The sequence below is a fragment of the Candidatus Binatus sp. genome (assembly GCF_036567905.1).
In the GTDB taxonomy this organism is placed as follows: Bacteria; Desulfobacterota; Binatia; order Binatales; family Binataceae; genus Binatus.
Window position 1 is genome coordinate 61,954 of the sequence record NZ_DATCTO010000063.1, and the last position, 19,564, is coordinate 81,517.

The 19,564-nt window shown below is 61.2% G+C and carries 16 protein-coding genes; 10 read left to right on the plus strand and 6 right to left on the minus strand.

Annotated features, from left to right (window positions below; all coding sequences use genetic code 11):
* Nucleotides 1-185 precede the first annotated feature (185 nt).
* Nucleotides 186-908: a hypothetical protein gene (locus VIO10_RS09705; protein WP_331962997.1), complete on the plus strand. Its 723-nt coding sequence runs from the start codon at nt 186-188 to the stop codon at nt 906-908.
* Nucleotides 909-925: 17 nt separating this feature from the next.
* Here the strand turns inward: VIO10_RS09705 and VIO10_RS09710 are convergent, their stop codons facing one another.
* The gene (locus VIO10_RS09710; protein WP_331962999.1) at nt 926-1,984 is read right to left on the minus strand and encodes a hypothetical protein; all 1,059 of its coding nucleotides are present in this window, start codon (nt 1,982-1,984) and stop codon (nt 926-928) included.
* The gene (locus tag VIO10_RS09715) at nt 1,959-2,174 is read right to left on the minus strand and encodes a hypothetical protein (protein WP_331963001.1); all 216 of its coding nucleotides are present in this window, start codon (nt 2,172-2,174) and stop codon (nt 1,959-1,961) included. The genes VIO10_RS09710 and VIO10_RS09715 overlap by 26 nt, the downstream gene beginning before the upstream one ends.
* A 72-nt stretch (nt 2,175-2,246) precedes the next feature.
* Here VIO10_RS09715 and VIO10_RS09720 point away from each other — a divergent pair, with 72 nt between their 5' ends.
* Entirely contained in the window at nt 2,247-4,235 is a 1,989-nt protein-coding gene (locus VIO10_RS09720) for a ribonuclease catalytic domain-containing protein (RefSeq protein ID WP_331963003.1), read from the plus strand.
* A gap of 365 nt (nt 4,236-4,600) precedes the next feature.
* On the opposite strand, the gene VIO10_RS09725 is transcribed toward VIO10_RS09720, so the two are convergent.
* The 4 genes from VIO10_RS09725 to VIO10_RS09740 all read right to left on the minus strand — a co-directional run bounded on the left by VIO10_RS09725 (nt 4,601) and on the right by VIO10_RS09740 (nt 7,767).
* Nucleotides 4,601-4,795: a helix-turn-helix domain-containing protein gene (locus VIO10_RS09725; protein ID WP_331963005.1), complete on the minus strand. Its 195-nt coding sequence runs from the start codon at nt 4,793-4,795 to the stop codon at nt 4,601-4,603.
* Nucleotides 4,796-5,102: 307 nt separating this feature from the next.
* Nucleotides 5,103-5,951, minus strand: coding sequence for an LLM class F420-dependent oxidoreductase (locus tag VIO10_RS09730; RefSeq protein WP_331963007.1), 849 nt, complete (start codon nt 5,949-5,951; stop codon nt 5,103-5,105).
* A 105-nt stretch (nt 5,952-6,056) separates the two neighbouring features.
* Nucleotides 6,057-7,103, minus strand: coding sequence for a BMP family protein (locus VIO10_RS09735; protein WP_331963010.1), 1,047 nt, complete (start codon nt 7,101-7,103; stop codon nt 6,057-6,059).
* Nucleotides 7,104-7,116: 13 nt separating this feature from the next.
* Nucleotides 7,117-7,767, minus strand: coding sequence for a 7-cyano-7-deazaguanine synthase (locus tag VIO10_RS09740; RefSeq protein WP_331963013.1), 651 nt, complete (start codon nt 7,765-7,767; stop codon nt 7,117-7,119).
* Nucleotides 7,768-8,062: 295 nt separating this feature from the next.
* Here VIO10_RS09740 and VIO10_RS09745 point away from each other — a divergent pair, with 295 nt between their 5' ends.
* From VIO10_RS09745 to VIO10_RS09780, 8 genes are all read left to right on the plus strand, one after another.
* The gene (locus VIO10_RS09745) at nt 8,063-8,776 is read left to right on the plus strand and encodes a PTS sugar transporter subunit IIA (protein ID WP_331963016.1); all 714 of its coding nucleotides are present in this window, start codon (nt 8,063-8,065) and stop codon (nt 8,774-8,776) included.
* A 1,134-nt stretch (nt 8,777-9,910) separates the two neighbouring features.
* Nucleotides 9,911-10,588, plus strand: coding sequence for a TetR/AcrR family transcriptional regulator (locus VIO10_RS09750; protein WP_331963019.1), 678 nt, complete (start codon nt 9,911-9,913; stop codon nt 10,586-10,588).
* A 172-nt stretch (nt 10,589-10,760) separates the two neighbouring features.
* Entirely contained in the window at nt 10,761-12,353 is a 1,593-nt protein-coding gene (locus VIO10_RS09755; protein ID WP_331963021.1) for an NAD(P)/FAD-dependent oxidoreductase, read from the plus strand.
* Complete coding sequence (locus VIO10_RS09760; protein ID WP_331963135.1) at nt 12,350-12,757, plus strand: SCP2 sterol-binding domain-containing protein; 408 nt, start codon at nt 12,350-12,352, stop codon at nt 12,755-12,757. Before VIO10_RS09755 ends, VIO10_RS09760 begins: the two co-directional genes overlap by 4 nt.
* 9 nt (nt 12,758-12,766) lie before the next feature.
* Complete coding sequence (locus tag VIO10_RS09765) at nt 12,767-14,380, plus strand: NAD(P)/FAD-dependent oxidoreductase (protein WP_331963023.1); 1,614 nt, start codon at nt 12,767-12,769, stop codon at nt 14,378-14,380.
* A 29-nt stretch (nt 14,381-14,409) separates the two neighbouring features.
* Nucleotides 14,410-14,883, plus strand: a complete 474-nt coding sequence (locus VIO10_RS09770) for an SCP2 sterol-binding domain-containing protein (RefSeq protein ID WP_331963025.1) — start codon at nt 14,410-14,412, stop codon at nt 14,881-14,883.
* Between the two features lie 732 nt (nt 14,884-15,615).
* Nucleotides 15,616-16,692, plus strand: coding sequence for a 4Fe-4S dicluster domain-containing protein (locus VIO10_RS09775; RefSeq protein WP_331963027.1), 1,077 nt, complete (start codon nt 15,616-15,618; stop codon nt 16,690-16,692).
* Between the two features lie 2 nt (nt 16,693-16,694).
* Complete coding sequence (locus tag VIO10_RS09780) at nt 16,695-19,553, plus strand: molybdopterin-dependent oxidoreductase (RefSeq protein WP_331963029.1); 2,859 nt, start codon at nt 16,695-16,697, stop codon at nt 19,551-19,553.
* Nucleotides 19,554-19,564: the final 11 nt, after the last annotated feature.

Sequence of the window (19,564 nt, forward strand, 5' to 3'; positions counted from 1 at the left end):
GATGATCACTTATGCCATCACGATCTTCACCGGCGCGTTATAGTTCTTGCGCGCAGTGTAATGCGAGCAGTTCGAGCGCCGTTGAAACCTCCGCCCATGCGCTGCGTCTATAGATGCGAGGCGGGTATGGACTTGCGGCGCACCACAGATTGAAATGAGACTCTGAAATATCATTCGCGATGTTTATGAAGAATAGAACCGCGCCCGGGATGAATCGAAGCCTTGCCATCGGACTCCGAGTCGGCGCAATCGCGGCGGCAATCGCAATTTCCGGATGCGCCGTCGCGCCGCCGCCAATTGCGCATACCCCCAACGTCGTGGCGACTCCGCAACCCGGCCAGTTGGCGGTGAGTGTCGCGGCCGCGCCTACCGTCGGCGAGGTAACCCCTGTTTACGTGTCGGTTGCCAACGGCACCGACGCGGCGCGCGCGGTCGTGCCAAGCCAGGTGTTCGCGCTCAACGGCGCCGGCGAACGAGTCGCTCCTCTCCCACCGGGTGAGGCGGCCCGACAGGCCGGCAGTGCCAAGGAGCTGCAAGGAGCGATACAAAGCGCCGCCGTCAGCGGTGTCGGGGGCGCCGCCGTGGGCGCAGCCGCGGGAGCCGTCGCCGGCGCTGCCGGTAGAGCTGGCGGCTGGGGCTTCGGAACTCCGGGCGCGGGCGCGCTAATCGGCAGCGCGTTCGGCGGTGGAATGGGCATTGTCCGCGGCGCCGAAAAAGGCCAATCGAAAGCCGACCGGCAGGCCAATCAGCAGATCGAGGCGGTCTCACTCAAACCCGGGGAAGTGCGCAAGAACTTCACGGTGAGCGGCTACGTTTTCTTTCCCAAGGGGCAATACAACCAGGTCGAGATGCTACTGGTCGATCGCGAGACCGGCGACACTGAAGTCGTCCGCGAACCCTGGCACTGATAGGATAGTCCGCGCCCCTACAGCAGCGACGAGATGATCACGATTGCGCCCTGTCCTCGGCCCTTCTCGGCAGGATCGCAAATCACCGCCTTGTGACCGATGAACTTCATGTCGGTCGGATCCACCAGACCCGCGGCGAACGGCCGAGCGATCCCTTTCTCCACTCGATAGACGCTGCCGTCGCGCTCGTTGTTGTTCTCGGAAGCAAATTTGCCGGTGTCCGCGATCATCAACTCGTCACCGTATGACCCGAAGCTTGACGGCGCCCACGCGAAGCCCGACGGACGGATGAATCCGACCAGGTAAACTTCATCTTTCATCTTGCCGTCGGCGCCGACCATGCTGATACGGCCGACCTTCGACACTCCAGCCCCCTTCGCGCGCATCCCGACCAGCATCGTGTTGGCCGCCTTGGAATCCGAAGCGGGTGGAAAGGTTATCGTGGTCAGCTCGAATACGACCGGTTTGTTGTAGGTGCCGAATGCGCTCGCCTTGCCCGACGAGTCGATCGAATAAATTGTCGCGTTGCCGCTGGTCGCCGCGTAGAGCTTGCCTGCGAATGGTGTCCCGGCCGCGCCAAATTCCAGATCGCGGCATTCGGTCGCAGCCGCGCCCGCGTCGGGCAGTTTGGCGAACGTGCTGAGCGCGCCCGACTTGTCGATTCGTTCGACCTCGCACGGCGCCTTGATATCGCCGGCCGTGGCGAGCACGAAAACATTGCCCTCGTACGAGCCGAATCCCGCCGGACCGACCGCGACTCCGGCCGGGTTCTTGATCTTCGACCTGCTCGCGAGTTGCGTCGCCTTGCCGCCGAACGTGACCGAGAAGACTCCCCCCGCCTGGTCCGACACCACCAGGACGCCGTGGTTATCCTGCAGGAAGTAGGGTGCGACCAGGCCGGGCGCCTTCAGCGCATTGATCTCGAACGGTACTTCCACGTCCAGGCCCTTGCCCGCCGCGCTCGCGATCGAGTTGGTCATGCTCGGCAGCGCGGCGATCGTCAGGGCGGCGACACTGAACGCGGTAGCGAACACCGAAAAAACTGAAAAACTACTTTTTCTTTTCAAGAAGTTCATCAAGTGCCTCGTTGACAACGTATTTTTCGTTCAGATCCCGGTCATCCAGCTCGGCCTTGCGGCGCGAGACCCACTCCGCCATCCCGATCGTCGCGGCCTCCTCGGGATTCGAAATCCCCATCGCCTGCGCGACCCGCATGAGTTGCCCAAAGAGCTCGTCGGGCAGGTCGATCTGAATTCTCTTGCTCAAGCCGCTTGCCCGATCCGTTTTCCGGCGATTGCCTGCTCTTCCATATAGTCTTACGTCGCGGGGGTCGTCAAAATGAATTTTGACGTGTCATCGCCAATCAAATACGCCGGCACTATCGTCGAGTACCTCGATCAGGGCCGGCTCAAAGCCGCCCTCGTCATTCGGGAACAGGAACGCCATCTCGCCGTGATCGATTCGGCGGGACACGAGCGGCTGGTTCCGCGCGATCTGGTCCTGATGCGCCATCCGGATCGACGCGCCGATCGCGAAGACGTCGCCGACGCCCTCGCCGACCTGGAGCACGAGCGCGCCGAACTGGCCGTCGAACTCGATCTCCAGCTGCTGTGGGAAGTCACCCAGGAGCAGGGCCGCAGCTTTTCCGCCGCAGAACTTGCCGAGTTGTTCTTCGGCCGGCGATCGAATGCCGCCGCCTCCGTGATGCTCGAGGCGCTGCTGGGCGATCGCACCTACTTCGTCCGCCGCCACATGGATTTTGTGCCGCGCACGCCCGATCAGGTCGAACGGCTGCGGATGCAGAACGATCGGATTCGGGCGCGCAGCGACGACTATCGTAAAATCCAGAAGCATCTGCGCGATATTCTCAACGGCGCCGAGATGCCGCCCGCCGGCGAAGCAGCCGCGCTCATCGAAGAGCTGTCGCGCTATCTCAAGAACCCGTTCACGCGCAGCCGCGATATGACCCAGATGCTCGCGCAGGCGGCGCCCGACGTCGATCCCGCCGAAGCGGCTTTCGAAATCTTGGAGCGGCTCGGGGCGCGGCCGCGCGTGCCGCGCTTCGCGTTTATCGCCGGGCTCAAGGACGAATTCAGCGACGCCGTCATGAAGGAGGCGGCCGAGGCGGTGCCTGGCCCACGCGCGATTTCCGACGGCGGATACGCCGTCACCGTGGATGACGACGACACCGTCGAGGTTGACGATGCTCTCAGTTGCGAGCCGCTCGCCGGCGGCGGCATGCGTGTGCGCGTGCATATAGCGCTGGTTGCCGATTTCGTCATCAAGGGCGGCGCGATGGACCAGGAGGCGGCCGCACGCGCAACCACGGTTTATCTGCCTGAAACAACCATCAGGATGCTTCCCGATCCGATTTCATGCCGCGCCGCGAGTTTGATCGCCGGCGAAGATCGCCCCGTGCTGACCACCGACGTGCGGTTGTCGGCCGACGGCGCGCTGGTCGAAGCCTCGATCTATCCCGCGCGAATTCCAATCATGCGCCGACTCGACTACGACCAGGTCGATCGCATTCTCGAGTCAGGGATCTGCGCCGACGACGCCGGCGCTACCGTCTCCCGCCTGCATGCCGCCGCTATCCACCTTCGTCAGCGGCGCCGCACCGCCGGCGCAGTCCTCGTGCAGCGGCGCGAGGCGAAGGTCCGCGTGCGCGGCGACGAGGTGGAAATCAGCGTGCTCGATAACGCGTCGCCGGGTCGCACGCTGGTGGCGGAGTTCATGGTGCTGAGCAATTTCGTCGCCGCTCGCTACGCCGCCGAGAACCGGATTCCGATCATTTACCGGGTGCAGCCGCAACTTGGCGGCGATCTGGCGTCGCAGCGCCCGCGTCTGTCGCTGCACCCGGAATACCACGCCGGAATCGGGCTGGACTTTTACGCGCAGTTGAGCTCACCGATCCGCCGCTACGCCGATTTGGTGCTGCAGCGGCAACTGTTGGGCGCGCTTAAGAATCGCGACAACCAACCCCCGATTTACACCGTCGATGAATTGCTTACCGTGCTCGCCGGCGCCGAGAATGCGGAGGCTTCCGGTCGCGAGCTAGAACGGCGCGCCAAGCGTTACTGGATTCTCCGCTACCTCGAACGTCACGCCCTTGACGGGCCAATCCTTGCCTACGTCGCCCGCGAAGGCCAAAGCGCGGAACTAGCTGATTTCGCCGTGCGCGGAACCTTGCACAGCGCGCCCACCTTGCCCAATCAGATGCCGATAATGGTGCAGGTGAGCCGCGTGGATCCGCTGCGCGGATGGCTCGCGTTCGATTTCGTCGGTCCCGCCGATGAGGCTTCGACCGGCGCGATCAGAACCGTCTGATCAGTTGCCGCCCTCAGCCCCGCGTGAGTGCCGCGCGGACCGGCGCTGTGCCCAGCGCTGTGCCCATCATTCATCGCGACGTACCAAGGCGCGCGTTCGTGGACGCGACCAGCGGTCGCTGGATGTGCGACTTTGGCCCTGGCGTGAGCGCCGAGCGCCGACTGGATCGCCAACGCCACGCCCATGATCACTCCGGCTACAATAGTCAAACGCATATTTGTTCCTGTCGAACTTGTCTCTGGTCGGTTGGCCTTCGCGGCGACGGCCGTAATTAGCCACGCCGGGCGTCCTTTCGGACGCCCCTATGCGTGACTCCCCTCTTTCCCCCTGACTCCCGCCTTTGCCCGCTACGCGCGCCGGCAGGCCTACACCCCTTTGAACGTATCCTGCTCCAGACGCCAGCGATCGATCGATTCGATATTGAAGCGCCAGTCGCTGCCGACCTTGAACGCCGGAAGCCGTCCGCGCTTGAGCTGCCGATATATCGTCGACGGATGAACCTTCAGATACTCCGAGAGTTCCTTAACCGTCAGTACGTGACTGCTGTCGTTTTTCAACATTCTGTTAACTCCCCTTTTCAGATCCGCTTGATTGATTCGTGCGATTACCCATGCCCCTCTGGAAGAGGGTTAACGCAACATGCGTGCCGCAGTGATACAGACGGAAATGTCAGCCAAATAAAGCGACCTGCGGCCAAGATTAACCGCCGCAGGCGATAGGATTTTGGCGCTTCGGCAGAAAAATGCCGGTCCCGCAGTGAACCCGACCTATCAATGCCCGCCGTCGCGCTCTTGAGACACCCGTCGTCCTATTTTGACCACGTCGAATCTCTGCTAACTGCGAGTCGATGCCACAGCTCTTACCGATCTAGACCGTGCCGATCAGGTCGCGCTCCGCCCCGCGAACGCCTTCGAGTAGCGCCGCTTCGTTCGCGCCGCGCTGCAGCAGGATCAGCCGGCTCACGCCCAGGTCGGCGTAGCGCTTGGCGGTGTCGCGATCGACCTTCACTCGCGCATTCGGCGTAATGCTTATCTCGAGCTCTTCGAACCGACGGCCCGCCGCCTTGCATGCCGCCCGGATTCCCTCGACGCACTTCGCCGTCGCCTCCAGGTCCAGCGCAAACCCGTACCATCCCTTGGCCAGCCGCGCCGCCCGGCTGAACGCCTCCTTGGTATGCCCTCCGAAGACAATCTCGGGATGCGGCTTCTGCACCGGCCGTGGCATCGCATTGACGCCCTTGAACTTGATCCACTTGCCGCTGAACTGGGGCTTGGGCATCGACCACAGCGCGATCATCGCCGCAAGGAATTCCTCCGCACGCGCACCCTTGTGATCGAACGGCGCGCCAATCGCCTCGAATTCGGGCTGCAGATAGCCAACGCCGATCCCGAAGATCAGCCGGCCGTTTGACAGCACGTCCGTCGAGGCAAGCTCTTTGGCGAGCACCACGGGATTTCGCTGCGGCAATATGATGATGCCGGTTCCCAAGCGAAGCTTCGTCGTATGTGCCGCGATGAAGGCCAGCGCGACCGCAGGGTCGAGCATCGGGTAATCCGGCGCCACCGGCGAGGGCGGCGCCTGCGGGTCGGGCAGGATTACATGCTCGCCCGTCCACACGCTTTCAAAACCCGCGTCCTCGGCCGCGCGCGCGACGGCGGCGGCACACTTGGGCGTCGCACAAGCTCCGTTGTTGATTCCGAACAGTCCAAATTTCATGAATTTAACCCCCGGAGATTGCCGGCTGGCGATAGTTGAGCGGCAGTGTACGAGCGGTCCAATGCGAAGGCAAACAACACTGCGCCGGCGGGAGGCGAGTGTGGCCTATTTTGTGGCAGGGGGCTGCATGAGCGTTGGCGGGAGAACCAGTTGGCCGGTCGCCAGCTCATGTTCGACTTGACGCGCGCGCTTCAGTGCGGCCGCGGAAATGCGCGATTCGAGCTTCGGGTTGAACACGACGCGCACCATCCCATCGTGCATTCCAAATTCCAGCATCCCCGGATGAAAGCGCTTGTCTTTGACCTCGGTTGCGATTTTCAGGAAAGCCAGCGGAGTCGAAGTCACCGCGCTGGCCAGGACGACGTCGGGGGCGACGCCGTTTTGGTTGTTAAATACGCCGAAGGCGAAGACGTGCGCTCGTGCGGCCGCAAGGAAGACGCCGAGGCCGGCTGCGTCAGCGTTGTGAATCAGCACGTCCGCACCCTGGCTGATTTGCGCCAGCGCCGCTTCCTTGGCCGCACCGACGTCGTCGAAATTGCCGGTATAGCTGATCAGAATGCGACCTTTGGGCTGTACTGAAAGAAAGCCCCGCTTGAAGCCCTCGAAGAACAATCGTATCGATGGCAGTTCTATACCGCCGACGGCGCCTACAACTCCGGTTTTCGAGACACCGGCTGCCAGCACGCCTTCCACGTAGGTTGCCTGATCGACATTGAAGGTTATCGACGCGACATTTGCGGACGACTCACTTCCCGAGCTGACCACAAAGCAGGTATTTGGAAAGCTTCGCGCTACCTCGATGGCGGAATCGGTGTACTCGAAACCGTGAGCGAAGATGAGGTCGAATCCGCGCGAGGCAAAATCGCGGAAAGCGTCCTCGAAGTCGGCGGGCGACTTGGTCTGCACCAGGGCGGTGTCGGCGCCGAGCCTGGTCTTGATGAGCTCGAGTCCTTCATACGCAGCCGCATTCCAGCCCGCGTCGCTAACCGGTCCGGGCGTGAGTAGCGCGACTCGAAATGCGGAATCGGAGGGATGCTTTGTACCAAGCGCGGGATGAGAGGTGCAGGCTCCAAGGACACCTATCTGTAGGAGTGCGAGAGCTATCGCCGGAAATTTCCGTTTCAGATAAGTGCGAGGGTCTGCTGAATCCATCCCTAAGACACCATTAGCCGAGGTAAACTGTGCGATCCGCTACGCCTGCGCTGCGAAAGGCAAGCTGACGCTCGCGGCATTTGTTGCATTGCCCGCAGTGCTGAGCGCCCTTTCTTGGCGCCATGCAGGTCAAGGTCAACTCGAGCGGCAGGTCCTTGAACATCCTGATCAGGTCGTCCTTATGCAGACCTCTCATCGGCGCCTCGACGATCACATTGTGCCCCAGTCCCATGCTTAGGGCGTGGGCGAAGCTATCGAAGAACTCAGGGGTGGCATCGGGAAAAGGGTTGCCGCCCAGCGATCCGATCGCGATGCGTGAGACGCCGTGCGTGCTGCCCCAAACCGCCGCCAACGCAATCAGTATGATGTTCCGCCCCGGCAGGTATGTGTTCTCGTCGGGCTCGTCGGCGCCGGGAACGCTCGCCCCCGACACGCTCCAGTGGTCGCCGTACAAGACGTCGGTGGGGGCGGAGAGCACCGTTATCGGCATCACGTTCGGGTTGTCGAGCGCGTCGAGGAAGGATTGAAGGCCGTTGAGCTCCATCTCTTCCCACGCAAAACCGCATCGCACGTAGATCGGGTAAACTTCGGCGGCGGTTGCCAATTTCGCGATCAAAACCGAGCTGTCCAGGCCACCGCTCGCCAGTACTGAAACCTTGTCCAAGCTGACCCTCTCTCTTCTCGTACTCTCTGGCACCCCAAGGATGCTCAGAGATATTCGCCAATCCGGCAAGCCCCTGTCCAGCCATACGACAGCAGCGCCGTTTCGACCGCCTCTCATCTTCACGTCATGTCACCCGGCCAAACTCTTGCAGACGCGTTTTCGAACGTATGCACTTTTTCTCCAAATTTTGAGTAATCGGTTGTATTCTGCGGAATTTCTAGGTATTCTTCCGCACGTGTCAAACATTGTCCGTAGGACGACGGAAGGCTCCCGCGAACCGGCAGCAGATAGGTTGATGACTGTTCGCCAACTCGCCGCCTACCTGAACCTCAACGAGCGAACGGTGCTCAAGTTGGTCTCAGAGGGGGAGTTGCCCGGAGTCAAAATCGGAAATCAATGGCGCTTCCGCAAGGCGATGCTCGACGCTTGGCTCGACGATCAAATGCTGGGAGTCACGCCACGGAGCGTTGACGTTTCCAGAGCCGCGCCCGCGGCGCGCAGAATGCTGGACCTCGCGAGTTGCTTTCAGCCAAGCCATATAATTCCCGACCTGGAGGCCAACACCAAGACCGGAGTCATCGAGGAGCTGGCGAATCTGGCCAGCCGGCTGAACTTGGTGAGAGACAAGACCTGGTTCGTCGGCGCTCTTATCGAGCGCGAGAATATCATGCCGAGCGCGACCGGTAACGGACTCGCTTTCCTGCACACGCTCAATCGCCATCCCGACCACATAGTCAAACCGTTCATGATCTTGGGCCGATCGCGCGGCGGCGTCGATTTCGACGCTCTCGACGGCAAGCCCACTCATCTGTTCTTCGTCCTCGGCCTTAAGTATCACGAACTGCACCTGCCATGGCTGGCAAAGCTGCCGCAGATGTGTTCGCGGCCCGAAACGCTGCGAACTTTGATGGCCGCCGTCACCGCCGACTCAATCTTCGCGGCCCTCGCTGACGCCGAGCGTGATTTGGTCACCTCGGCGGCAATTGAGGCCCCGGGGAAACTGCCGTGACCAACCGCAGTCAGCTTGCTGCGTCCTCCACCAGAAACCGCGGACTTCTTCGGCTGGGTTTGCGGGGAGCCCTCAGGGCCGGATTGGAGCAGAACCGGCCAGCCGGGTGCCCCTCATACGATTCGTATTTCAGAAATTTCCGCGCTTGGCTGAAAATCATTGATGATTGATGTAAGAACTGAGGTGGAGGGAAGGCTACCAAATGGAAGTTCATAGGATCTGCGAACTTAGTCCAGGTACTCCTGTCTGGGTCTGGATCGTCCGCGTAGGCAAAGGCAGGTGGTGGCCCGGTTCCGTGCTCTCCATCGCTGCCCGAAAGCCCTTTCCGGTAATCAATACCCGCTTCGAGTGTCGCTCGGTCGGAAAAAACGGAATCGACGGACCTGTCTTCGTTGGCATCAGCACCACCCGAATGCGTTATCTTGAACTCCGCGACACCCAGCTCAAAGGTGACGATCGGCCCAATTTTGCTCCGAGCGCGGTCTTCGCCAAACCTGAGCCAACAGACGCCGGACCCAACGACACACAGCCTGCGAACATAATGGCTTCAGATGCTCAAGTGTCAGTGGCAACCGGCGTTAAGAAGTCTCGATCGAGAAAAAAGACCTAAGCCGCAAATCCAACCAAGGATCAGGCTGCCGTCGCGATTGAATCATGAAGCGAACGGCAAGCAACAAGCTTGCTTGATATTGTTGCGCTGAGCACAAAGATTGCGCGACAAGCCGAATGAACGCGCGTCCCGCAGCATCAATCGGAATCATCCCAATCCCGGAGTGACGCGGTCGGATACACAATGAGACGCGGCGGCTGATCGCATGATCCGCCGCCGGCGAATCGGACTTACTCCGGAAAATCCTGTCGGCGCTGCTAATTCCGTCATCGCCAGACTCTCATCGAAGCGGTGGCACGCAATTGGCTATGACCGTGAACACGGCGGCGCGCCCGATCACGAAGGAGTCATCGCCGGGAACGGCTGAACGAGGATGTGCAAGAGAATCCGGTGAGACACTATCAACCCCCAATCCGCGCGCCGCGCTTCGGTTGTTTATCCAGGCGAAGCACCGGAACGCAAAGTGCGCAATGGTCACATACTCCACCCTTGACAATGACCGACGCATCAGTCATTATAATCCAATGCCGCTGATTTCAGCCTTGAATCGGGAAAGCCACTCGGAGAGTCGGCGTGAGCAACTGGCCCACGCGGCGCTCGAGGTCTTCGCCCGAAAGGGTATTGACGAAGCCACCGTCAGCGATATTACGTCTGAGGCCGGGCTGGGAAAGGGTACCTTTTATCTCTACTTCGAGAACAAGGACGCCATCATCGACGAATTAGTGCAGCGGTTCACCCTGCTGCCCGACGAGAGGAGGCTCTTGGAACAGTTCGCCGGAGCCCCGCTGCGCGACATTCTCGCTCGGGCGGTGTCGGGGATGTTGGACGCATTCAGGGTGAAGGCCGCACGGACGCCGAACATTCTATGGCAGTTGGCTCTCCGTAGCTCGAATGGCCGCACTTTGATGGAGCACGTCTTGATCGAGGGTAACGAGCTTCTCGCGGGCCAATTGCGTGACAGGGTCAAGGCCGGTGAATTGCGCCCGATCGACGAGTTCGTCGCGGCGCGTTGCCTAATCGGGATGGTTTTGATCTTCATCCTGACCGAGGAGGTGATGGGCGGCAGTCAGGCGCATCCGCTCGCGGAAGAAACGATCATTTCCGGAATTGCGGATCTGTTTCTGCGCGGCGTGCTTGCGCCTCAGCCGAGCCCCGGGCGGTCGGGCACAACGGGCGGATCCTTTCCGCGCGGCGCCGATTAGGCGACCGGTAGTATGGGTAGTGCTTGTGACTCGCTGTGCTGCATGATCGGGTGCCGCCCCTACCCCTTCGGAAACGTCAGCAAGCGGGCGAATTCAAATGGCACGCAAGGTGCGTTTACGTATGCGGCCACAGCGGGGCAGATTGCCGTGAATCGATTGGGAGGGGATCGCTATGCCTGATGCAACTTACGACGCCATCATAATCGGTGCGGGTCACAACGGGATGGCGCTCGCCGGCTACCTGGCGAAAGCCGGATGGAGCGTTGGCGTTTTCGAGAAGCGCACTGAGGAAGGCGGCGCCCTCTGCACCGAGGAACTGACGCAGCCGGGCTTCCTGCACAACGTTCACGCGAATTATCACACCCTGGTCGGCATCTGCCCCGTTTACGACGACCTCGAGCTGGTCAGCCGCCATGGGCTTCGTTACGTGCAGCCACCGGTGCAAATGGCAAGCGTGTTTCAGGACGGTACGGCGCTGGTGGTGCATACCGATCTGGACAAGACCTGCGAATCGGTCGCGCGTTTTTCGCGCAAGGACGCTGACACTTTTCGCGCGGTCTACGAGGAAGCGCGCGGCTACCGCGACCTGATTTTGCGCACGCTGATGTATTCGCCGCCGACTTCGATGAAGGAGATCACCAAGGCGCTGGTGGCCTGGGGCGTCGAGGAAAAGAGCAAGTATCTGAGCGTTCATTTGCGCCATCAGACGATCAACGAATTCCTCGACCACCATTTCGAGAACGATCGAGTCAAGGCTCATCTCTCATTTCACGCGTCGCTGGCGGGCTACGCGACCGATCGCCGGGGGCTGGCAGTTTCGTTCCCGCTGCTGCTGAGCAAGATCGACAACTGGCACATCTGCATTGGCGGTTCGCACGCGCTGGCCCATTCACTGTGGGAAGCGCTCGCGCAAGCCGGTGGGCGCGTTTTCCTGAATCATGGCGTCGAGAAGATTATCGTCGAGAACGGAAAAGCAGTCGGCGTCCGCCTCGAAGATGGCAGCGAAGTGCGCGCGAGGCGTCTGGTGGCGAGTTCCATCAGCCTCGAGCAGACTTTCTTCCAGATGATCGGGCGCGAGAACCTGCCCGCTCCGCTGGCCGCCGAAATCGAGCACTTCCCGCATATGGATTCGACCTTCTTCAGCGTCCATCTTGCGATGTCGAAGCTTCCCGAGTATCGCGCGGCGTCATTTGATCCCGATGTCAACCGGGCCTGGGTGGTCAACCTCGGCTACGAAAATCAGAAGCAGTTCAATGACGATTGGCGCGACGTGCGCGCCGGCAAACTTCTCAATCCGCGGCCCAACGCCGCGGTCAACTCGCTCTACGATCCGACCGACGCGCCCCCCGGATGCTACACCGGCCTGCTGCGCCAGATGGCGGCCTACAACCTCGCCAAGGGTGGTCCGCAGGAATGGGACAAGGTGGCGCGCGAGTACGGCCAGCGCTGCATCGAGGTCTGGAAGGCCGCCGCGCCCAACCTGACCGATGATTCCTTCATCGAGTGGGCGACCTATACGCCGCTGGACATCACGCGGCGGATGCCGAATATGGTTCAGGCCGACTGGATCGGCGGGCTGATCGATCTCGACAACATGCTGGACCATCGCCCCGGCCCGATTCTTTCAGAGTATCGGACTCCGATCGGGAATCTGTACATGTGCGGCGCCACGCAGCATCCCCACGGGTTCGTGACCTTCGCGCCGGCCTACAACGCACTGGAGATTATCGCGCAGGATCAGCACGTCGAACGCTGGTGGAAATGACCGCTATCGCAGATATCCCGGTGCGACTCGATGACGACGCGACCAGCGGGCTCGCCTCGATCGTGCAGCAGTTCCTCGAGCAGCAACTCGCCGATTCGACGCGGCGGCGAGTACGCGCGTCGCGATTGCATGGCCGCCTCGGACTGACCGCGACTGATTACGATGCTTCGGTGACGGTGGATTTTCGGGGCGATGAGATCGCGATTAGCGACGGCCGCGCGGGGCCGTTCGACGCCACCATCGCGGGTTCGTACCAGTCGCTGACCAAGCTGCTGCAGGGCCGCAGCAATCCGCTGATCGAGCATCTTCGAGGCCGCCTGAAAGTCACCTCGCGAATCGGCAATCTTTTTTTTCCACTGCGGGTTCATCGGCTGATGAAGCTCGCCCCTGAGGGCAACCATTAGGAGGGCCGCATGCCAGACGCATCTTATGACGCGGTAATTATCGGAGCGGGCCACAACGGTCTGTGCCTCGGCGCCTATCTAGCGCGCGCAGGCTTGAAAGTCGGGATATTCGAGCGGCGCCACGACGAAGGCGGCGGCGCACACACCGATGAGGCGACCGTTCCCGGCTTCTGGCACAACCTCCATGCCCAGTACATGGAGTTCATCGAGATGATGCCCTTCTATCGCGACTTCGACCTGCCCAGCTTCGGGGCCCGGGTGATCAAGCCGGATGCGCAGGTCGGAATTACCTTTGCCGATGGCAGGCCGCCGCTAGTCATCTACCGGCCCGAACTCGCGGAAAAGACTCATGCGAGTATCGCCCATTACTCGCGCCGCGACGCCGATACTTTCGCTGCGATCCGCGGCAAGGTGCTGGCGGCCAACGATTACATCTCGGCGATGCTCTACAGCCCGCCCTCGTCCGAGCTGCAGCTCGAGGGGGGGCGCGGCGAAGCGATCATGGGCCGGCTGCTGCAGCTTTGGGTTGACCTCGGGTTCCAGCCGCAAGAGATGAACAAGTGCCCGAAAGTGCTGATCGATGAGGTTTTCGAGTCGACCGAGCTGCGCGCGACCCTGTATCGCCAGTGCGTGGAATGGGGCGCGAACCTGCACACCGCCGACGGCTTTGGATTCGTGATGTGCGTGATCTGGCTGTGCGCGAATCACTACATGTCGATCGGCGGGACGCATACGCTGGCGCATGCGATGGCGAGCGCGGCGCTTGCGGCGGGCGCGGACCTTCGGTACAACAGCCCGGTCGTCGAGATTCTGAATTCAGGCGGACGCGCAACCGGCGTGCGGCTCAAGGACGGGCGCACCGTCGAGGCGCGCAAACTGGTCGCCTCCAACGCCGATCCGAAAACCACCTTCGTCGACCTCATCGGCTGGGACAAGCTCAGCGATTTCCGAAAAGAGCGGATGGCGAACTGGCGGTTTGGACCTGAGCACGTGCTCGGCACGCCGTCGTTCGCGTTGCGCACGGCGCCCGACTACAAATCCGCGCGCCATAATCCCGACATCAACAAGTGCTTCTACACCATCGTCGGATTCGAAAATGCCCAACAGGTTTCCGACTATATCCTGCAGGCCTACGGCGGCCAGATTCCCGACCGGCCCGGCGCCGGCACCTGGGTCAATTCGCTGTGGGACCCCAGCCAGGCGCCGGCGGGGATGCAGACGATGAACGGCTGGTTCTTTTTCCCGAAAGCTTCGTGCCTCAGCGCGCAGGAATGGGACAATGTCCGGCGCGACTACAACGGAAAATTCCTGGAGCTCTGGAGCACTTACGCTCCCAACATGACGCGCGCCAATGTAATCGCCGACAAGCTTTACGTGTCGCTCGACATGGAGCGCCGGATGGCGATGCCCGAGGGCGATTTCTCGCACGGCCGGCTCAGCATTATGAATCCCGGGATGCCGCGGGCGCACATCTATCGCAGCGAGATTGAAGGACTCTACATGTGCGGCGCGTCCGCGGGCGGCGGCGGAATCAGCGCGGCCGGCGGCTACAACGCATACAAGGTCATTGCAAACGACTATGGCCTGCCCAAGCAGTGGCAGCGGGAAAATCGGCTCTATTAAGAGAACCGGACCGGCCGGAGAGGATTATCATGCCTGCGATTTACACAACCGAATGGTACGAGGCGATCAAAAAACTCCTCAACGAAAATCCGAAAGTCGATAAAAATTCCCCGCGTGGCACCTTCCACGTGCTGGCGAAGATTGTCGGCGACGCGCGCTCGCTCTATCTCCCGGCCGGCGAGCTGCGCAACTTCGTGGTGTTGTTCACCGACGGCAAATGTCTCGAGTATCGGCAAGCCGACGCGCCACCGCCGCGCAAGGATTTCGAGTTCATCTTCGAACTCCCCGCATCGGTATTCGAAGAGGTCGCGGCTGGACAGATCGATCTCATCGACGCGGGGCTGAAGGGCAGGATCAAAATCACCGGGGACATGCGAATCCTGATCAGGCATGCCGAGTTGGTAAACGAGATCTACGGCGCGTTCGCGCGCGAAGTCGAAACGCTTTGGCCCAAGGGCAAACCCGGCTCCGCAGGCGCGGTTCCTGGGCCGGCCGGCCGCTAGATTCAGGCATCTGCGACTGGAAACCGCGGCATACCTCTGCCGCGGTTTTCGCAATCGCGCCAGAGAACGACCGCGAGCCTTCAAAGTACGCGGATTGATTTCCCGGCGCGCGGCGCTGCGCCGATGACGTCAGGCACTCGGCTTTATCTCCCGCGCTTGATTGGCAGGCGATTTGGCGCCGCCCGCGGCGTAGCCTAACGTTTGTTAGGTTCATGGCGCACGCCGGTTGTTATCGGTCGCACGTTTGACACCCGAGTTGCACCTTTGACACCCAACCCGTCTCTGCTCTCCTAGCCTAACGAGTGTTAGGGACCGATGAGAGCGGCTCCGAACCCCGACTCGCATTCGCCGGGTTCCGCTCCGACGTGTGCGCTGCGCCCGCCGCACGAACCGGTGCTTCAGAAAAAAAATGGCGCGGATGGCACCATAGCGGCTGTAGCCATACGCGCCACAAGCAACCAAGAAATTGAATTCGGCAGCCACCCGCGCCGACGCCGTATGGCACGAGCAGTGCATACGTAAAACACGTCCGGATTCTTGGGATTCCTAATGACCGGTGAGGTGAAATGCTCAAGCCGAATACCAGCTGAGACGCCTGCTTGAGGGGCGTCACGCTCGGGCGCGCTCACGCGCCTTGGCGCGACGGGATGCGTTCGAATTGAAGGCCAGCGCCTTCAAACGAGGGACCGGGGCTTCATTTACGTCAGCATGAAAAATTAGAGAGGCAGTGCCATGAGCAAAAGACAACTCGCGATGGTGATCAACCTCGATAAATGTATCGGGTGTCAGACTTGCACCGTCGCCTGCAGCACTCACCGTCTTAACCATCCCGGCACCGAGATGCTCCGCTACATATGGTGCGAAACCAAGCCCGGCGAGGGGTGGCCCAAGGGATGGATGGAACTGGGCCGCAAGGTTCCGGACCGGGTGCGGGACTACGGCGGAACGTGGAACTTCAACTGGGAGGAGGTCTATACGAATCCGGTCGGCGCCAAGTACCTGCATCCGGTGACCAAGGAAACCGGAGAGCCGCCGAAGTGGGGACCTATCTGGGAAGAAGACCAGGGCGCCGGCCAGTGGCCAAACGGGTACTTTTTCTATATGCCCCGGCTTTGCAATCACTGCACCGATGCTCCTTGCATCGCCGTCTGCCAGGATCACTTCGCCAAAGGCGGCGGCATGCCGTCGAGCCAGGGGAACGGGCACAGGAACTCGTTGCACAAGCGCGAGGAGGACGGGATCGTGTTGATCGATCCGAGTTCGTGCGACGAATGCGGCCTGTGTGCAGCGGAATGTCCCTACAAGATTCCGATGGAAAACATCGTGGCAGGCACCTACGAGATGTGCGACTTCTGCGCCGGCCGGGTGGACAACCAGTACGCTCCGGTATGCGCGAAGAGCTGCCCCGCGCGCGGGATGTACTTCGGTTACCTCGACGACAAGGATGGCTTCGTCGCCAAGCTCGTCAACGAATACAAAGTCGCCCTGCCACTGCGTCCCGACTTCAACACCGGTCCCAATGTTTACTACGTACCGCCGTTCATCCGGCCAACCACTTTCGCTGCCGGGAACAAGCCGACCGGTCAAGCCGATATTCCGGCCGATCTTCTTCGCAAGTACTTCGGACCCGGTCTTGACCAGGCGATGACTACGCTCAAGGAGCATCGCGCACGCGCCGAGCGCGGTGAAAAATCCGAATTGATGGATCTGCTCATCATCTACAAATGGTCGGAGGCCTTCACCCCGTTCAAGGTCGAAGCTCCGGTCGAACCGATCGAGCAGGGCTCGCAGACCGGGAAGGGGCGTTAGTCATGGCCAAGCGCAAGGGCGAAGAAAATTCCGCGGCCAACCAAACGGCCGCCGAAGCCACTCGGGACTACTGGCAATGGGATCGGTGCCGATGGGGAACCCATCGCGTCAACTGCTATCCCGGCAGTTGCCCGTTCCGCGTCTATGCCAAGGACGGCAAGGTGATTCGCGAGGAAATCTCGTGCACCTATCCCGAGTTCGACGACCCCGACTACAAGGTGCCCGACTACAATCCGCGTGGATGTCAGAAAGGCTACCAGCACTCGCAAGCGATGTACGGCCCCGACCGGCTGTTATACCCGATGAAGCGTGCGGGCGAGCGCGGCAGCGGCAAGTGGGAACGGATTAGCTGGGAGCAGGCCTACGATGAAATCGCCAGCAAGCTCGTCGACATTATCCAGAAATACGGGCCGCAGGCGATCTCCGACGACCATGGAACCAATGGCGCCGGCGTGTTGCGCGGCGGCGGCGAGGGTGCCTCGACCGGCTTCGTGTCGCGCCTGGGCGGGGTCAGCTACGATCTCAACTTTCTCATCGGTGATTTCAACCCCGGCCAATACCTGACCTTCGGGCAATTCCAGCACGCTCCGGGAATCGAGACTTGGTTCCTCGCCGATACGGTCATCGCTCTTTCGAATCCGGCATACGGTAACATTCCCGACATCCATTATATTCTCGAGGCGCGCTATCGCGGCGCCAAAGTGGTCGCGATCGCGCCCGACAAGAATGCCACTTCCCAGTTCGCTGACATGTGGCTGCCGGTCAACTGGTCGGCCGACCCGGCGCTGTGGCTCGGCGTCTGCAAAATCCTGATCGATAATGGATGGGTCGACCTCGAGTTCATGAAGGAGCAGACCGATCTCCCGGTGCTGGTCCGCATGGACGACCAACGGTTCCTGCGCGCCTCCGACCTAACCGAGGGCGCAGACATGGAGCAGTTCTTCGCCATCGACACCGCCACCGGCAAACCCGAACCGGTGCCCAAAGGCACGCTGGCGATGCCGTTCGACTACGCGCTCGAGGGCAAATGGAAAGTTACCCTCAAGGACAAGAAGCAGATCGAGGTCACAACCGTCTACGAGCTGCTCAAGCGGCGAATCGCTGAATACACGCCGGAAAAGGTGCACGAGATATCGGGTATCCATCCCGATCAGCTCGCCCAGTTGGCCGAACTCGTCAAGCCGCCGCGCAAGGTGTTCGTCTTCGTCAACTGGAACGCCGGCAAGCTCTACCATGGCGATCTGCTCGAGCGCTCCTACTGCTACATGCTCGCGCTCACCGGAAACGTCGGCAAGGCCGGCACGGGCTCGCGGGGATGGTCGGCCGGAGCCGAGTATATCGGCGGCGCCGCCGTCGTCGGCGGGATGCCCAACGAGGTGCTCGAGACCGGCGATCCTTTGCTTCACGCGATGAATATGTCGCAGAAGATACAGGAGGACTATCGGACATATTTCAAAATGGACCCGACGATACCTCCGGCCGAGGCTGCTTTGGGTGCGCTCCGTGAAGGCCTAAGGATGGGCAACACACTCTCGCCGCCGGTTTGGCTCTGGTACCACCACGCCGGGTACAAGGAGGTTTGGGACAAGTTCCTCGACGACCCGAACGCGCCCAAGAAAATCAGCCAGTACGCCGAGGAATCGCTCGCCAACGGCTGGTGGAAGGGGTTCGTACACCCCGACAAGGAAATCACTCCAAAGGGAATGCTGGTATCCGGATCGAATCCGCTCCGCCGGCACCGCGGCGGTATGAACACCTACCTGAATACCTTGTGGCCGAAGCTCGAGCTAATCGTGGTCTTGGATCCGCGCTGGAGCACCACGGGACTCTACGCTGACTACGTGCTGCCGGCCGCATCGTTCTATGAGTACGCCGACGCCAAGTACTCGACGCCGGCGACCCGCTTCAGCACCTTCACCGACCAGACCGTGCCGATGCTCGGCGAGTCCAGGTCCGACCGCCAGATCACGCTCGCCCTGCTCAAACGCATTCAGGAGCATCTATTGAAGCGAGGCGTGGAAAAGTACAAGTCCGGTGACCGGGAGATCGTCGTCAAGGAGCTCTACTGGCGGGGCACCTTCGGAGGACGCTACGGCGAAACCAACGAAGACGAGGAACGTCTGGTAAACGACACCTATAACGCGCTCGGAAAGATGGGATGGTTCGAAAGTCTCGACGGTGAAGAGCTCACGCTCGCCAACCTGCGCAAGAACGGCAAAGCGTGGCTGAGCGGCCGCCCCGCCTGGCACGCGACCGTGGTCCAGAACGCGGACATGGTTTCGGGCCAGATATTCTGGCCCTTCCGCGATCAGATCGAACAAAAGGTGCCGTACGCGACCACTACCCGGCGAATGGAGCTGTACCTCGACCATCCGTGGTTCATCGAGGCCGACGAGCACCTCGTCCGTTACAAGCAGCCACCCAACATCGGCGGCGCACAACCCCTGCGGCTTACCAGCGGGCACCTCAGATGGAGTGTTCACTCGAACTGGGTAGTCTCGTACGAGATGCTGAAGCTGCATCGCGGTGAGCCCTTTGCTTTCATCAACGAAACCGTCGCGAAGGAAAAGGGCATCGCGGATCATGATTATATCCGCGTATACAATGACTACGGCTCTTTCATAACCCGGGCGAAGCTCAGTTCCTGTACGCGGCCCGATCAGCTCGTGATCTACCACGCATGGGAGCCTTATCAGTATCCAAACTGGATGCCGTACGATGGCTTGCTGCCGGGCCCGCCCAAGGGCCTGCACTTCGCAGGCGGCTACCGCCACTACGAATACACCCTGTGGAACTGGGCTCCTTCGCAATCGGACCGGCAGACCAACATTGACTTCGAAAAAGCGAAACTCCCGGCGTAGTCGCAGAGGCT

Coding starts and splice junctions, on each gene's coding strand:
- VIO10_RS09705 (WP_331962997.1), top strand. CDS start 186: ATGAAGAATAGAACCGCGCCCGGGATGAATCGAAGCCTTGCCATCGGA.
- VIO10_RS09710 (WP_331962999.1), bottom strand. CDS start 1,984: ATGAACTTCTTGAAAAGAAAAAGTAGTTTTTCAGTTTTTTCGGTGTTC.
- VIO10_RS09720 (WP_331963003.1), top strand. CDS start 2,247: ATGAATTTTGACGTGTCATCGCCAATCAAATACGCCGGCACTATCGTC.
- VIO10_RS09725 (WP_331963005.1), bottom strand. CDS start 4,795: ATGTTGAAAAACGACAGCAGTCACGTACTGACGGTTAAGGAACTCTCG.
- VIO10_RS09730 (WP_331963007.1), bottom strand. CDS start 5,951: ATGAAATTTGGACTGTTCGGAATCAACAACGGAGCTTGTGCGACGCCC.
- VIO10_RS09735 (WP_331963010.1), bottom strand. CDS start 7,103: ATGGATTCAGCAGACCCTCGCACTTATCTGAAACGGAAATTTCCGGCG.
- VIO10_RS09745 (WP_331963016.1), top strand. CDS start 8,063: ATGACTGTTCGCCAACTCGCCGCCTACCTGAACCTCAACGAGCGAACG.
- VIO10_RS09750 (WP_331963019.1), top strand. CDS start 9,911: ATGCCGCTGATTTCAGCCTTGAATCGGGAAAGCCACTCGGAGAGTCGG.
- VIO10_RS09755 (WP_331963021.1), top strand. CDS start 10,761: ATGCCTGATGCAACTTACGACGCCATCATAATCGGTGCGGGTCACAAC.
- VIO10_RS09760 (WP_331963135.1), top strand. CDS start 12,350: ATGACCGCTATCGCAGATATCCCGGTGCGACTCGATGACGACGCGACC.
- VIO10_RS09765 (WP_331963023.1), top strand. CDS start 12,767: ATGCCAGACGCATCTTATGACGCGGTAATTATCGGAGCGGGCCACAAC.
- VIO10_RS09770 (WP_331963025.1), top strand. CDS start 14,410: ATGCCTGCGATTTACACAACCGAATGGTACGAGGCGATCAAAAAACTC.
- VIO10_RS09775 (WP_331963027.1), top strand. CDS start 15,616: ATGAGCAAAAGACAACTCGCGATGGTGATCAACCTCGATAAATGTATC.
- VIO10_RS09780 (WP_331963029.1), top strand. CDS start 16,695: ATGGCCAAGCGCAAGGGCGAAGAAAATTCCGCGGCCAACCAAACGGCC.